General features: G+C 64.3%; 14 protein-coding genes. 11 read left to right on the top strand and 3 right to left on the bottom strand.

What is annotated here, in order from left to right:
- Positions 1-3 precede the first annotated feature (3 nt).
- A complete protein-coding gene (locus tag AC5E6W_RS08845) occupies positions 4-315 on the top strand; it encodes a DUF6496 domain-containing protein (RefSeq protein WP_491751917.1) in 312 nt (103 codons plus the stop codon).
- 179 nt (positions 316-494) lie between these two features.
- Here AC5E6W_RS08845 and AC5E6W_RS08840 read toward each other — a convergent pair whose 3' ends face one another.
- Positions 495-2,246 (bottom strand): DUF5715 family protein, encoded by a 1,752-nt coding sequence (locus tag AC5E6W_RS08840; protein ID WP_491751916.1) that lies wholly within the window; start codon positions 2,244-2,246, stop codon positions 495-497.
- A gap of 252 nt (positions 2,247-2,498) precedes the next feature.
- On the opposite strand from AC5E6W_RS08840, the gene AC5E6W_RS08835 reads away from it, so the two are divergent.
- Positions 2,499-2,999, top strand: a complete 501-nt coding sequence (locus tag AC5E6W_RS08835) for a c-type cytochrome domain-containing protein (protein ID WP_491751915.1) — start codon at positions 2,499-2,501, stop codon at positions 2,997-2,999.
- A 2-nt stretch (positions 3,000-3,001) separates the two neighbouring features.
- On the opposite strand, the gene AC5E6W_RS08830 is transcribed toward AC5E6W_RS08835, so the two are convergent.
- A complete protein-coding gene (locus AC5E6W_RS08830) occupies positions 3,002-5,773 on the bottom strand; it encodes an LPS-assembly protein LptD (protein ID WP_491751914.1) in 2,772 nt (923 codons plus the stop codon).
- A gap of 243 nt (positions 5,774-6,016) precedes the next feature.
- On the opposite strand from AC5E6W_RS08830, the gene AC5E6W_RS08825 reads away from it, so the two are divergent.
- The 5 genes from AC5E6W_RS08825 (at position 6,017) to AC5E6W_RS08805 (ending at position 10,868) form a co-directional block, all read left to right on the top strand.
- Positions 6,017-7,498, top strand: a complete 1,482-nt coding sequence (locus tag AC5E6W_RS08825) for an RDD family protein (RefSeq protein WP_491751913.1) — start codon at positions 6,017-6,019, stop codon at positions 7,496-7,498.
- 127 nt (positions 7,499-7,625) lie between these two features.
- Positions 7,626-8,021 carry a four helix bundle protein gene (locus tag AC5E6W_RS08820; protein ID WP_491751912.1) on the top strand — a complete coding sequence of 132 codons (396 nt, stop codon included), beginning with the start codon at positions 7,626-7,628 and terminating at the stop codon, positions 8,019-8,021.
- 84 nt (positions 8,022-8,105) lie between these two features.
- Positions 8,106-9,122 (top strand): DsbA family protein, encoded by a 1,017-nt coding sequence (locus AC5E6W_RS08815; protein WP_491751911.1) that lies wholly within the window; start codon positions 8,106-8,108, stop codon positions 9,120-9,122.
- Between the two features lie 115 nt (positions 9,123-9,237).
- Complete coding sequence (locus AC5E6W_RS08810; RefSeq protein WP_491751910.1) at positions 9,238-9,642, top strand: hypothetical protein; 405 nt, start codon at positions 9,238-9,240, stop codon at positions 9,640-9,642.
- Positions 9,642-10,868, top strand: a complete 1,227-nt coding sequence (locus tag AC5E6W_RS08805; RefSeq protein WP_491751909.1) for a glutathionylspermidine synthase family protein — start codon at positions 9,642-9,644, stop codon at positions 10,866-10,868. Before AC5E6W_RS08810 ends, AC5E6W_RS08805 begins: the two co-directional genes overlap by 1 nt.
- 9 nt (positions 10,869-10,877) lie before the next feature.
- Here AC5E6W_RS08805 and AC5E6W_RS08800 read toward each other — a convergent pair whose 3' ends face one another.
- A complete protein-coding gene (locus AC5E6W_RS08800; RefSeq protein ID WP_491751908.1) occupies positions 10,878-11,222 on the bottom strand; it encodes a hypothetical protein in 345 nt (114 codons plus the stop codon).
- Between AC5E6W_RS08800 and AC5E6W_RS08795 the strand changes: the two genes are divergently transcribed.
- The 4 genes from AC5E6W_RS08795 (at position 11,202) to AC5E6W_RS08780 (ending at position 14,042) form a co-directional block, all read left to right on the top strand.
- Positions 11,202-11,831 carry a hypothetical protein gene (locus tag AC5E6W_RS08795; protein WP_491751907.1) on the top strand — a complete coding sequence of 210 codons (630 nt, stop codon included), beginning with the start codon at positions 11,202-11,204 and terminating at the stop codon, positions 11,829-11,831. The two genes, AC5E6W_RS08800 and AC5E6W_RS08795, sit on opposite strands and share 21 nt — an antisense overlap.
- Positions 11,832-11,845: 14 nt before the next feature.
- Positions 11,846-12,481: a hypothetical protein gene (locus tag AC5E6W_RS08790; RefSeq protein ID WP_491751906.1), complete on the top strand. Its 636-nt coding sequence runs from the start codon at positions 11,846-11,848 to the stop codon at positions 12,479-12,481.
- An 85-nt stretch (positions 12,482-12,566) separates the two neighbouring features.
- A complete protein-coding gene (gene ampH, locus AC5E6W_RS08785) occupies positions 12,567-13,856 on the top strand; it encodes a D-alanyl-D-alanine-carboxypeptidase/endopeptidase AmpH (RefSeq protein ID WP_491751905.1) in 1,290 nt (429 codons plus the stop codon).
- Positions 13,857-13,898: 42 nt separating this feature from the next.
- Entirely contained in the window at positions 13,899-14,042 is a 144-nt protein-coding gene (locus AC5E6W_RS08780; protein WP_491751904.1) for a hypothetical protein, read from the top strand.
- Positions 14,043-14,108 lie beyond the last annotated feature (66 nt).

Below are 14,108 nucleotides of genomic sequence, written 5' to 3'. Positions count from 1 at the left end.
AGAATGGCAACGAAGAAGGCAGTGAAGAAGGCCGCGAGCAAGAAGGCGGTCAAGAAGTCGGTGAAGAAGGCTACGAAGAAAGCAGCAACGAAGAGCGTTGCGAAGAAGGCCACCAAGAAGGCTGTGAAGAAGAGCTCGCGCAAGTACTCTCCAGCGGCAGGCAAGCAGGTGGAGACAGAGATGCGGGAGATGAAGCAGGGCAAGCTGAAGAGCGGCGGCAGCGGCAAGAAGGTTACCAACCCGAAGCAGGCGATTGCGATTGGGCTGAGTGAGGCTCGGAAGAAGGGCGCGAAGGTGCCTTCGCCGAAGAAGTAACGCTTATTGCCAGAACGAGAGACAGCTGCCCTCAGGCAGCCGTTCTTATTTGTGCGGGGGAAACTGCGAACGCGGAGTACGCGAAGGACGCAGAGTTACGCGGCGGTATTTGTGGCGGGCCTGGCGATCTTTGCGCGAATCCCCGAGCAGAGGCCAGTGGTCAATCCCCGTTTGGGTTGTTACCGCATCTCGGCGAGCTGGGTGCGGCGATGTGCGGTTGCGCCGGGGTAGACGCTGATGTGGAAGCAGGCCTGTTGGAACTCTTCCTCGACGTCGATCTTGCCGGAGTCGATGATGGGCGCGAGGTAGTTGCGGAGCCAGGCGATCTCGTCGCGGGTGAGGCCGGTCTTGCCGATGTCGAAGGCCTGGCCGGTGAGGTGAGGCGAGGCTGCCTCGCCGCGGGTGGCGGCGGCGTTGCCATTCACGCGCTGCAGCCGGGCCTGGAAGGCCATGGTGCGGACGGCCGAGCTGATGGTGAAGGGCTCGTGGAACTCGTTGTAGTAGGCGCGGGCCATCTGGGCGGCGAAGGCGACCGTCCAGGGACGGGCGCAGCGGCGGCGCTCGGGGAGCTCGGGGTTGACGCGGAGGCCGTCGCTCTCGGGAAAGTCGACGAGGCGGTGCTGCTCGCGGAGCTGGTCGAGGTCGCGGTCGTTGCGGATGCGAGTGAGGCCGGCGGCGTCGGCCATCTCGTTCTGGTGGAGGAGGACCTCATGCGAGCCCTTGAGGGGCGCGGGCATGATCATGTGGCCGTCACGCGAGTAGAGGCCGGGCAGCGAAGGTGCAACGGCGGCGGAGGCCATCTCCTGATGAGTGAGCGGGCCGAGCGCGGTGGCGCGGACGACGTCTTCGGGGGCGCGGGCGGCGTCCAAGTCAGCGATGGTGCGGGCGGCGATGTAGGAACGCTCGGAGGGCGGGGCGCTGACGGAGGCGGTGGTGATGGCGGCCTGCTGCGGGTAGGTGGCGATGCGCGGCTCAGGCAGAAGCGCGGTGGGCGGCGCGGCGGGCAACGAGGAGGCGGCGATGCGCGGCTGAGACTGCTGGGTCGCGGCGGCAGTGATCGCCTGGGAGCTGGCAGCAGGGCTGACCGAGGGGCGAAGGGCGACGCCAATGGCGACGCGTTGGGCCTCGGCGACCTGGCGCTCGTCGATATAGCTGGGAGCCGACGGGGCGGCGGTGATGGTCACCGGAGCGTCGGAGGGGTGGGCGACTCCGGAGGCGTAGGGAGCGCCAGAGTGCAGCAGGCGGAGGGTGGTGCGCTCCGGAACGTGCTCGGTGGGATTGGCCTCAGGGTTGGACTCACCGTGGGCTGCGCGGAGGAAGTCGTTGGTGCTGAGGGGGAGGCTGGCGGCGACGGTGGCGTGCTCCGGCTCACGAGTGGGCTTGGCTTCGACGCGGCGGGGAGTCTCACGGGGTTCACGAACTTCTGCTGCCGCGATTGCAACGCGCTCGGAGCGCTCGCGAGCACGGTCTGCCGCGCCGCGGGTCATGGGAGCAGGCTCACGCTCGGCGAGGTGGTGGCGCTCGGTGGCCTTCGACGGCGCATTGCGGTCGTTGCGGACGCGCTTCATCGTGATGGGTTCGTAGTCGTCGTCGGGCTGGATCTGGTGCTTGCGGCGCGGGGAGCCCTGGTGGGGAGACTTGGCGGAGGGCCTGGAGTTGCCCTGGCCTTCGTGGGCCTTGTGCTCGTTACCCCTGGCGCTGGAGCTAGATCCGGCGTTGGGGGCGTGCTTCCGCTGAGACTTGGCGGCAGACGAGGTGCGGCTGAAGTCGGGGCGCTCGGGGGCTTCGGAGCGGCGAGCGTGCGTCGAGTGGTCCGGACGCCGCGCGGAGGCCGCGCCAGGAGCCGCGACGGCAGCAACGCCGAGCAGGAAGGCAGGCAGATGCCGCAGCGTGTGGCGCATCACGGCAGAAAGGCCAGGATACTTCTTCATTGCGTGACCCGATTGTAGGGGCGGCCACGGAGACCCACCAGAGCCTCTTCAGCCTACCCTGCAACATCTTTCGTTGGGAGTATCGTGCCGGGTTCTTCCCCGCTTCAACCCCGGTATCGGCCCCGAGTCGCGCCAGGGTGAGGCGGCGGAGGGACGGATTGCAGGGTTGAGACGGGACCGCGCCCGTTCCGGGTCCAGGGCTGGGCGCCGACCCGGGGGCGAGTCATTGCTTACAGTGGAGGGAGCGGACGTATGCGAACTCTACTGAAAAGCCTACAAGCCCTGCGGGGCCGCTCCTATCCCCCAACCAGGGAGGAGACAAAAGTACGACAAAACCCCGGTAATTCCGGGCGTCACACGGTCGCGGCGCTGTTCTGGCCGGCGGCGGGGCTGGCGCTGGCAGCCACGGGGTGTACGAAACCGGGACCACCGCCGCCGGTAGATTCGCCCGCGTACTACACCCAGGTGGTGCAGCCGATCCTGCGCGAGAACTGCTATCGCTGCCACGCCAGCATGAACCACAAGGGCGATCTGCGGCTGGACTCGGCAGAGGCGATTCTGCGCGGGGGCAAGCGGGGCGCGGATGTGATCCCGGGGCACCCGGAGAGCTCGCTGCTGATCACGCTGATCCGGCACGAGCAGAAGTCCGATCCTCCGGGGCCGATGCCGCCGAAGTCGAAGCTTTCGGATGCGGAGATTGCGGCGGTGACGGCGTGGATTCGCGCGGGAGCGAAGATGCCGCCGGCGGAGTAGCCCTAGAAGAGGGACTGGGCGCGGCGCATGTTGCCGGCCGAGCCGATGTTGGCGAGCGTGAAGTTGAAGCTCTCCGTACCCTCGTCGCGGACGTTGCCGAGGTTGTACTTGCGGTACTCGACGGAGAGACCGCAGCAGTTCCAGTTGTAGCTGGCCTGCACGGTGAGGTACTGGACGGAGTTGGTGCTGAGGTCCATGCCGGCCCCTGCGGCCATCGCCAGGCCGGGGCGGGTGGGGGTGCCGAAGCCGCCCAGTAGACGGAGCTGGTTAAAGTTCGAGACCTGCGAGCTGGTGAGGCCCGTGGCCGTGTTGGTGGTCTGGTTGACCACCTCGGTGAAGAAGCGGCCGGGAGCGTTGAGGCGAGCGTAGGAGGCTCCGCCGAACCACTTCGATTCATGCACGTCGAGGAAGAGGTTCTGGCTGGTGAAGCGCGAGGCGCCGGTGTCATAGTCGAAGTCGTATTCGATGTCGGTGTGCCCGGAACTGCGGAGGCGCATGCGTGAGATGAGGGGTGAGATACCGCGTGGCTCGGTGAGGAAGGCGATGCCGGACAGGTTGAGAGTGGACTCGAAGATGTTGCGGCGCTGATTGATGACCGCGTTTCCGAAAGTCTGATCGAAGAACAGCTTCTGCTTCAGCTCCCAGCTGAACCATTCCCGCTGGGCAACGACGGGCCTGGGCTGATCGCAGGGCCCGGCATGGCGCTTGTGGGTGCGGGTGGGGATATCCGGCGCGGTGGCGAAGGCGTTGGGGATGCCGTTGGCATCGATGGAAGGCTGCTGGTCGGGATCTTCCTGCGACTCAGGGTGCTCAGCTTCCGCGTCGGGATCGGCCTTGAGGGCAGGAGCAGCGGAACAGCCTTCGGGGAGCTTCGCGGCCTTGGGGTGCGGCTTGAAGTAGAGGTGCTGCACCACGCCATACTCCAGCTCATTCGTATCGCTGACCAGGTCCGTGTCGTCGAAGCGCAGGATGGCGAGGAAGTTATCGACACCCTTCACATCGCGGTAGGTGAGGTGCGATTCGACGGTGTGGCGGACTTCGTCACCCAGGAAGTTCTGGAGCTTCGCGGGAACCTTGAAGTCGCGCGCGATGACCGGTGGACGGAGGTCGATGTTGAACTCGACGTCGGCGCGGTTGACCGGATCCCGGAGCTCGAAAGGCGGGGTGTTGGCAGGGTTGGGACCACCGTACGGAACGCGCCGCGAGCGCGAGTAGACGGTCTCGCGTGCGGCGATCGAGGCATTCACGTTGAAGCCATCGAAGTGCAGCGGGAGAGAGACCTCGGGGCGGAGGTCGAAGCGCTCGGTGATGCCCGAGCTGACGAAGTTCGGCTGCACGCGCTTGAGCCCTGCGACCGAGGTAGAGACATTCCACTTGAAGGGTGTTGCGGGGATTGCGCGATCCACAGAATCAAAATCAAAGGAGGGCGCATGGAAGATCTTCACCTCCTGGCCGGCGGTGCGGTAGGTGGGAACCACCTTGAGCCCCTCGTAGCGATCGAAGCGGGCGGAGAGCGCATATCCGTTGGTCTCCTGAGTGACGAAGACGACGGAGTTGATGTCCGAGCTGACGGCCTGGTTGAAGTTCTCGGTGAACGCCTCGCGGTAGATGTAGGAACTCAGGTACTCCACGTCGCCGACCAGCCGGGTCTTGGGAGTGAAGTCATAGCGGAAGGCCGTCGTGACGTCCTCACCGCCTTGATTGGCGTAGAGGGTGATGAGCTGTCCGGAGAGCGTGGCGGCCTGGTAGTGGAACCCGCGATCCTCCAGAGCGGAGAAGTGGGCGGTGGCGAAGTTGTTGCCCAGGCCGCGGAGGCGGAACGTTCCGTTCTCGCTGAAGCCGCGGTCGGAGTAGAAGAGCAGCCCCAGGGTGAGGTCGGCGGAGCGGCCCATGGCGAGGTAGCCCTGTTCGCCGATGGTGAGGCCCTTGGAACCGGCGGTTGCGGTGCCCTTGGAGAAGCTGAGCTCGGGGATCAGGATGCCGCTCTGGCGCTGCTCGGTGTCGACCGGATGCGTGACGTAGGGCAGAAAGAGCATTGGGATGCCGAGCAGCTTGAAGGTGGAGCCGGCGGCGTGCGCCTTGCCGTCCGCCATAGTGATCTTGCGGGCGAAGATCTGCCAGTCCGGACGAGGCAGAAGACAACTGGTCACCGAGCCGTCGTAAACGGTGTAGTCTTCGGGACCGGTCTTGATGACGAGCCGGCCCTCGAAGAGGAACGGATTCGCGTTGGCATAGGTGGTGCGGGAGGCTGGGCCGACAGGAGTTCCCACGATGGCGCCGGTGGTCGACGCAGGCTGCGCGGCGCGCGGATTGGTGTTGCGGGCCAGGCGATCCTCGAGTCCGACGGAGCCGTGCACATCGTAAAACTGGCCCGTGCCAGAGCGCATGTTGTAGGCGCCACGGGAGGCTTCGATGTACTCGTCGTTGTCGCCGCCGGTGAGCTTGGCGTGGCCCTCGAACTCGACCTCTCCCGTGGCGCGGTTGTAGCGGATGGAGTCGGCGTGCAGGATGTGGTCCTGGTAGGTGAGGACGACGTTGCCGGAGGCCGAATAAACATCACCGCGCAGGGATTGCGGGTTGTCGCTTTCGATAATGGCCTTGTCGGGCGGGTGCTTGTCGGGCAGCGGCTGGGCGACGGGGATGCGCTGCAGGACGTCCGTCGTGGGGTCCGGGGCATCGGGAAGCGGCGCGGCTGCATCCACAGGGGTTAACTGGGTTGTATCGGCGGGGGGTGCCTTGGCGGTTACGCCCTGTGCCAGCAGTTGAGGATGCATTGCCGGAAGCTGGGTGGTAGTTATGAACCAAAGGGCTATTCGCCAAAGGACCATGCGGGCACGGCGCGAGACGTGTGAGTTGGAAGCTGCAGGTGAGGCGAAACCGTCCACGAGTTGAGATTAGACGATTTCACCTCGGGTTCGTTGCGGCAGCCGGATTCGGCGGCGGAACGGCAAAGCGGCAAAGCCGGAATATGCCCCATCGAAGCTCGAAGATTTTGGGCCAGGAGTGAAGACGCAGCCATGCATGAGGCCGCAGCACAACAGGAGATACAGGACGTCAGCATGAGCGGGACGGGCCACACGGCGCCGACCCAGGGCTCGCTGGCCCTGAAGCAGTTCGCCGCGGAGCGGCTGGCGGAGCATCGCCATCGCCGGGCCGCCGTGCAGGCGCAGGAGGCCGAGGCCGAAGAGCGCGCCCGGGCCCGCCGCGAGAAGCATGGCGGCCGCGGAGCAGCGTCGCGCGTGCGCGAGGCGGTTGCCGCGCGCTATGAGCAGAGCGTGAGCTACCACGAGTTCCTGGCGCAGGAGTCCGAGAAGGCGCTGGAGCGCGCACAGGCCGAGGCCGAGGTCGCGGCCCGCAATGCGCGGGCGATCGCCGACGCGCAGCGGCAGTTGCTGACCGAGCTGGAGCAGTACCGCGCGGATGCCGCCCCGCAGCCGCGGCTGGTGGAACGGCAGGTTGAGGCACAGCGGGTGGAGACGGCGCAGGCAGCACCGGGGATTCAGTTTGCGAATGAACCGGCAGGGCGGCCGCCCGCTGAGCGGAAGGCCGAACCGTTTACGCCGTCGTTCTTCGAAGCGGAAGACCTTTTTACGGCGGCGGTTCCCGTTGAACCTCCCACGCTGCGGGTGCAGCTGGCGGGCGAGCTTGCGGTCCCCGAGCCGGCGAATGCCCGCAGGGTGAACTCGGGCGGTGCGGCGGATGGCTTTGCGCCCGAGGCAGCCGAGCATGAGCTCGAGGCGCTGGACGCGGAGCTGGCGTTCCGGCACTCCGAGGCGTTCGACGGGCACTCGCTGGAGCTGACGCCGATTCCCGGCAACCTGATCGAGTTTCCGCGGCTGATTGTGGCGCCGCGCAAGGTGCGTCCGCGGCTGGCCGAGGGTCCGCTGCGCGAGGAAGGCGAGCCCGAGCCGCAACTGCGGATCTTCGAGGTCGAGGCGGAGCTGGTGAGCTCCGAGCCGGAGGTGGAGACTTCGTCGACGGCGGAGTGGCACGGCATGGTGCTCGATGAGCCAGTGCTGCGCATCGAGGACCCGCTGGCCGATATGGCGATGATGCCGGCTGAGGTGTACATCCCCGTACCGGTGCATGCGGCGTCGCTGGAGCGGCGCGCGATGTCGATGGCAGTGGATGGCACGCTGGTGGCGCTGGGTTTTGTGGCGTTCGCGACGGTGTTTGTAAAGATTGCACCGCAGGTGCTGAATGGGACGAAGCTGGCGACGCTCGGCGTGACCGGAGCCATTGCGCTGGCTGCAATTTTTGCGCTGTACGAGATGCTGTTCTTCAGCTTCAGCGAGGCGACGCCAGGCATGCGCGTGGCCCGGCTGGCGCTGTGCACCTTCACCGACGACAACCCGACGCGGAACGCTATGCGCCGGCGTCTGGGAGCGATGCTGCTGGCCGCGGCGCCGCTGGGCATGGGCATCCTGTGGATGGCCGTGGACGGAGAACGGCTGGCCTGGCATGATCGGATGTCGCGGGTGTACCCGCGGGAGTACTAGCAGAACAGCAGAACAGCAGAACAGCAGAACAGCAGAACAGTAGAACAGTAGAACAGTAGAACAGTAGAACAGTAGAACAGTTGGACTGGGGCCGGATCGTTCGCGACGCAGAGCTGGAAAGCGAAGGATGGCGAAGAGTTTCAAGGAGCTTACCGTCTGGCAGCGCTCTGTGCAGCTGAGCGTTGCGGTGTACAGGCTTACCGCTGGATTTCCGCGCGAAGAAACCTACGGACTGAGCGCGCAGATGCGGCGCCCAGGCGTGTCCATCGCGAGCAACATTGCGGAGGGTTGGGGACGGCAGACTCGCCGCGATTTCAAGTCGTTCCTCGCGATGTCACGTGGTTCCAACATGGAGCTGCAGACACAGCTGACGATCGCTCAGGAGTTGGGTTTCGGGGCTGTCGATCTCCGACTAGTCGTCGAGAGCCTGTCGGCAGAAGTTGGACGAATGCTCGTCGCCTTCATGCACACACTTGAGGATCCGGAGAAACCTAAGGCCGACGGGGACTCGCCCACCGCCTAGTCGGCGGCCGGGGGGACTGTTCTGCTGTTCTGCTCCTCTGCTGTTCTGCTTCTCCGCCCACTGTCCTGCTGCGATAATGAAAGCGTGCTGTCCCGCTGCCTTCCCTCGCTCCTTTTCGCCGCCACGCTTGCTACCTTGGGCTGCCATGCGCAGACTCCTGCGGTGACGGGCACTGTCATCAAGCCGGGAACTCCGTTGTCGCTGGAGGAGTCGCGGCGCGTAGAGGTGTTGCTGCGGCAGAAGGCGCAGCTGCCACCGATGTCGACCATTCACATCAGTACGCCGGTGGCTTCGGAGGTTCCGGGGTTCTCGACGGTGAACATCACGTTTGAGTCGGATGGGAAGGCCTCGCGGCCGATCACGTTCCTGGTCTCGAACGATGGTGCGACGCTGGCGCAGTTTACGAAGTACACGCTGCCGACGAATCCTCGGGAGATGCTGAGCTCGGCTGGACGTCCTGCTCGTGGTGGCGACGAGAAGGCTCCGGTGATCATCGTGGGCTTCGACGACCTGGAGTGCCCGTACTGCGCGCATCTGCACGCGGCGCTGTTCCCGCTGATCACGCAGCGCTATGGCGACAAGGTCCGGTTTGTGTACAAGGACTTTCCGTTGGAGCAGCATCCGTGGGCGATGCATGCGGCGCTGGATGTGAACTGTATGGCCGAGCAGTCGACACCGGGCTACTGGAACATGGTGGACTATATCCACGCGCATGCCTCGGATCTGGGTGCGGACCCTAAGGATGCGAAAGCGGAGAAGACGCTGCCGCGCGCGACCGAGCAGCTCGACACGCTGGCGCGTGAGCAGGCCAAGACGCAGAAGGTCGATGAGGCCAAGGTCGATGCGTGCATCAAGAAGAACGACACGACGGCGATTGCGGCTTCGCAGAAGCTGGGCACGAGCCTGGGCATTGAGGCCACACCGTCGCTGTTCATCAACGGCGACAAGGTGGATGGCGCAGTGCCGGTGGAGTTCATCTTCCAGGTGATCGACGACGCGCTGCGGGCGGAGGGTGTGACGCCTCCGGCGCCTTATGTGGAGCCGAAGCCGGCAGCGCCGGCGGCTCCTGCACCGGTTACGAAGGCGCCGACTGGCAGGTAGCGCCGTTGAGGGACCGCGGCAACCTGAGGTGCCGCGGCAGAAGTCTTTCTCGCTCCCTACATCGGGCTCGGCTAAGATGTTGTCCATCCGACCGGAGACAGGACGATCCCTTTCTATGCGCCGACCCAGCAGGCGTTCTCAGCATGTCATCGCACCCATCCTCGCGGCCTCGGCTGCGGCGCTGCTCACGGGCTGTCACCACACTGATCCGCAGCGTTGCGTGGATGAGCAGGGCCGCGTGGTGGATGCGAAATTCTGCCAGGGACTGCAGCCGGGCCAGACCGTGGCGGGCGACCCGAACAACAGCGGGGGCCATTACACCGGCGGGGTGTTCTATCCGCACATCTACCGCTACTACTATGGCGGTTCGGGTGGTGGGATTGGCAGCTTCGTGAGCGGAGGCGGCTACATGCCGACGCCGGGACATAGCTACTCGGTTGGATCTGGCACCTCGCGCGGGGGCTTCGGCTCCAGCTTTTCGGGCGAGGGCGGCGGTCATGGTGGCGGGGGCGGAGAGTAATGCTGCGACATGCGATCAAGACGCGCGACAACTGGCAGGCGACGGTCGAGGCCCAGGGGCTGACGTTCCATACGCCTGAGGCGCTGGAGCCGGGCAGCAAGCCGTATTGGGATGAATCGGCTTGCTACGAGTTCACCTCGGCCGAGGTGGATCAGCTGGAGGCCGCGGCCAACACGCTGCAGGAGATGTGCCTGGCTGCGGCGCAGAAGGTCATCGACGAAAAGCGGTATGAGCAGCTGGAGATTCCGGCTGAGGCTGTGCCGGTGATCGAGTGGGCATGGGAGCAGGAGCCTCCTGCGCTGTATGGGCGCTTCGATGTGCTGTACAACGGCAGCGCTCCGCCGAAGCTGCTTGAGTACAACGCCGATACGCCGACTTCGTTGCTCGAGGCTGCGGTGGTGCAATGGTACTGGCTGGAGGATGTGAAAGCCGGCAAGGCTCCGACACATATTGCCAACGCCGACCAGTTCAACAGCCTGCATGAGCGGCTGATCGCGAAGTGGAAGGACATCGACGGCTACCTGGCCAAGCCGGTGTATTTTGCGAGCGCGGACTTTCCCGAAGACCTGCTGACGGTGGCGTACCTGCGCGATACGGCCGAGCAGGCGGGCGTGGCCACGCTGCAGATGCTGATGCACGACATTGGCTGGAGCGACGAACGTCATTGCTTCGTCGACACAGCGCCGGAAGAGAACGCGATGCGTTCGATCTTCAAGCTGTATCCGTGGGAGTCGATGATGGACGAGGCGTTTGCGCAGGAGTGCCTGCAGACCTACAAGGACGTCACGTGGATTGAGCCTATCTGGAAGATGCTGCTGAGCAACAAGGGTCTGCTGCCGGTGCTGTGGGAGATGTATCCCGGGCATGAGTTGTTGCTGGAGGCGAAGTTTGTCGATGCGAGCAGCGCGTGGCAACCGGCTCCCGGGTGGGTGCGCAAGCCGATGCACTCGCGCGAGGGCCAGAACCTGACGATGGTGACACCGCATGGCAAGGTGATCACCACCGAAGGACCGTACACGGACCGCAAGCTGATCGACCAGAGACTGGGGCCGGCAGTGAGCTTCCGTGATCCAGCTGCAGCGGATAACCCGGCGAACCCGGCGATGCGTTGGCCGGTGCTGGGGCTGTGGATGATCGACCAGGAGTGCGGAGGGATGGGCATCCGCGAGGATGCGGGGCCGATCACGGGGAACCTATCGAGCTTTGTGCCGCACTTCTTTCGCTAGAAGACGGTATCAGAGATTCATCAGGTCTCGGCGAACGCGGCGAGGAGTGAGATCTGCTTGCTGTTCATGTGCCGCTGAGCCTCGCAACGCTTGCATTCGCTGTGTGAGCGCGGTCATGGCCGCCAGACGCTCGGGAATACTTTTCGTCCTCCAGTGAAGGAGTTGCTCCCGGCGAGCGTCCTCGTGGGAGAGCTTCCTTGCTGTCCAGGCCGTGGTTTCGTCCTGCACCGTTGCCTCCACGAGCATGATGATGCGGCTGTCGCGGGCGTCCGGATCTGCAATTTCGAAGCGACGCTGCTTCCCGTGGGAATCTTCCGCTACACTGCAGCCATCATGGATGTTCACGCGCCGCATGAGCCGATCCACACCTTCAAAGACTTTCTGCTTCACATCCTCACCATCACGATTGGCTTGCTGATCGCGCTGGGGCTGGAGGCTGTGGTCGAGAACCTGCATAGCCGTCACCTGCTGCATGCGGCCGAAACGAATCTGCACCAGGAACTTGTCGAGAATCGCAAGTTGCTCGCAACCGATCGCAAGCAGATCAAGACCTCCGAGCAGTCGCTGAGCAGCAACCTGGCGCTGCTTACGGCGATCAAGGCGCACAAGGGCACCGACGTTCCGCCGGACTTCAACTGGCATTGGAGCGGGCCTCTAAGTGCGAGCTGGGATACGGCGCGCAACACCGGAGCGGTGGCCCTGATGAGCTACGACCAGGCGCAAGGCTATTCGGTGATCTATGGGCAGCAAGGGTATGTGAACGAGCAGGCCACGGTATACATCCGCGACGTCTACGCGAGCTCCGCAGCGATGCAGGGCGGGCGCACGATCGGCTCGCTCTCGCCGGAGGAGATCGACCGCATGATCGCTGGGACGGAGCAGGCGCTGGTGGATCTGAAGCTGCTTGACGATCTGGCGCGCTCACTCGACATCATCTACAACAACGCAAGCGAAGAGCTGTAACTTACGAGGTCCTGATGGATGTCCACGCACCGCACGAGCCTGTTCACAGCTGGAGAGACTTCTTCACGCACATTGCGATCGTCACCATCGGGTTGTTCATTGCGTTGATGCTGGAGGCGCTGGTGGAGCATATGCATCACCAGCACCTGGTTGCGGAGGCGCGAGAGAATCTGCATCGCGAGATCGCCGAGAACTGTGACAACGCGCAGAAGGACCTGAGCCACGAGCAGGCCAACGTCAAGACGATCGAAAATAACATCAAGACCATTCACATCGTGCAGGACAATCCCGACGCCAAGGGCTATAGCGTGGAGAACACGATGGAGTGGAACGATTTCTCCAGCGCCGCATGGCGTACAGCGCACGAGACAGGGGCGCTCAGCTTCATGCCCTATGACGAAGTCCAGAAATACTCCGACCTGTACACCTCGCAGGACTTCATCGAGGGGCGCGCTGAGGCCTTATTCGACCGCGATATCCTGGCGCTCGCCCCGTTCAAGATGGGAATTGATCCAGCGAAGCTTTCAGCGGATGACTTCCACACGGTGCTTAAGTCCAACGCGGAGATCCAGGTGGAGTTACTCGCGCTGGGGCAGATCGTGCAGCAGTATCACGACCGCTGCCAGGCGGCAGTGCAGGGCAAGCAGTAGCCTCGACGTTCCTCCATTGCGTGAGAAGGTCCCTCGCTGGACGGACTCACGCATCCGCAGCGGATCGACAGGCTATCTTCGAGGTATGCGTCTTTGCTCTCTCGCTGTGGCTGCTTACACTCTGCTTGGTCTCTCGCTTTCGGCCCAGACTTCGCCGGCTCCTGTCGTCGCCGGACCTCCACTGACGAACCTTACCTCGGCCGACTCGCTGGGTGCGGAGCTGTTCGCGAAGTCGGGCTCGACGGGCATGGTGATGGTGGTGGTGCGCGGGCATGAGGTGTTCTTCCGCGGCTATGGTGAGACGTTTCCGGGCAGCGGTCAGCGGCCGACGGAGACTTCCCTGCTGCGGCTGTGCTCGCTCTCGAAGATCTTCGCGACCGACCTGCTGATGAAGCTGGTGAAGGACGGGACAGTGCAGCTGAACGATCCGCTGCAGAAATATGCTCCCCGCGGAGTGCGAGTGCCGGAGCGCGATGCGAAGCCGATCACGCTGGAGTCACTGGCAACGCATACGGCGGGGCTGCCGCGCGAGATTGGCCCAGCGCCGCGCGGCGCGGCGCACTTTACATTTCCGGATGAGGCGTTGCGCTGGGCGTGGCTGCCGAAGGGGCATCTGGCGAGTGCTCCGATGACGGTGGCGCTGTACTCGAACCTGGGCTTCGACTTCCTTGGCGATGCATTGTCGAATGCGACGCATCAGCCGTATGCAAAGCTCTTCGCGGAGCGCACGACGCAGCCGCTGGAGATGCGCGACACGGGGTTTACTCCAACACCGGAACAGTGCGCGCGGCTGCTACGTGGATCGCACAACGAGGGTGAATGCGCCGCGACAGTGAACTCGGTCGCGAGTGCAGGTGTGTACTCGACTGCGGCGGATATGACGCACTGGCTGCAATACCTGATGGGCAGCAATCAGCCCGAGATTCCGATGCAGGATCTGGCTGCGCAGAACGTGTACCTGCTGCCGTCGGAGCTGATCCGGCAGCAGGGACTGGACCATGCGGGCGACATCAGCGGCATTGGGTTGGGCTGGATGCACCTTGCGGATGGGACGCGCAGCGAGCTGATCCAGAAGACTGGCGGAGGCGCGGGGTTTACGACGTACATCGCGCTCAGCCATCCGACCAATACGGCTATCTTTGTGGCCTTCACGGACGGGCCGGTGTACACGCACTCGAATGCCTTCAAGGGCGCGAACAATATCTTGTATCAGCTGAACGGACTGCCGTTGATGCCGGAGGAGAAGATCGTCCATGCGGCGCCGGTGCGGCGGCGAGCTGCGGCGAGAGCCGGTGCGGCGCGGAGTGCACGCACGACGGCGAAGGGCTCGGCGAGACGACCCGCGGCGAAGAAGAAGGCAGCGCGAAAAAACTAACGGAAAATTGCGGCGGCTTCGCTACACTGGTCGCCAGCCATCATGCCTTCCAATCTGTTGTCCCGCCATCCTCCTGGCACCTGGCGCGGGTTTTTGCTGCGCGTCGCGATGATCGCCTTAGCGGCGGGTATCGTGCTGGGGATTGCGGACTGGTTTGGGGTCTCGCTCGATCCCTTGACTCGATAGAACGTGGAAGACCGAATTCGATTCCTACGGGCCCGGACACGCACTACGCAACGCCATCTCGCACCC

Source organism: Bryocella sp. (genome assembly GCF_058498515.1).
The sequence above is the reverse complement of the archived record's forward strand: the minus strand, read 5'-3'. Positions and strand labels throughout refer to the sequence as shown.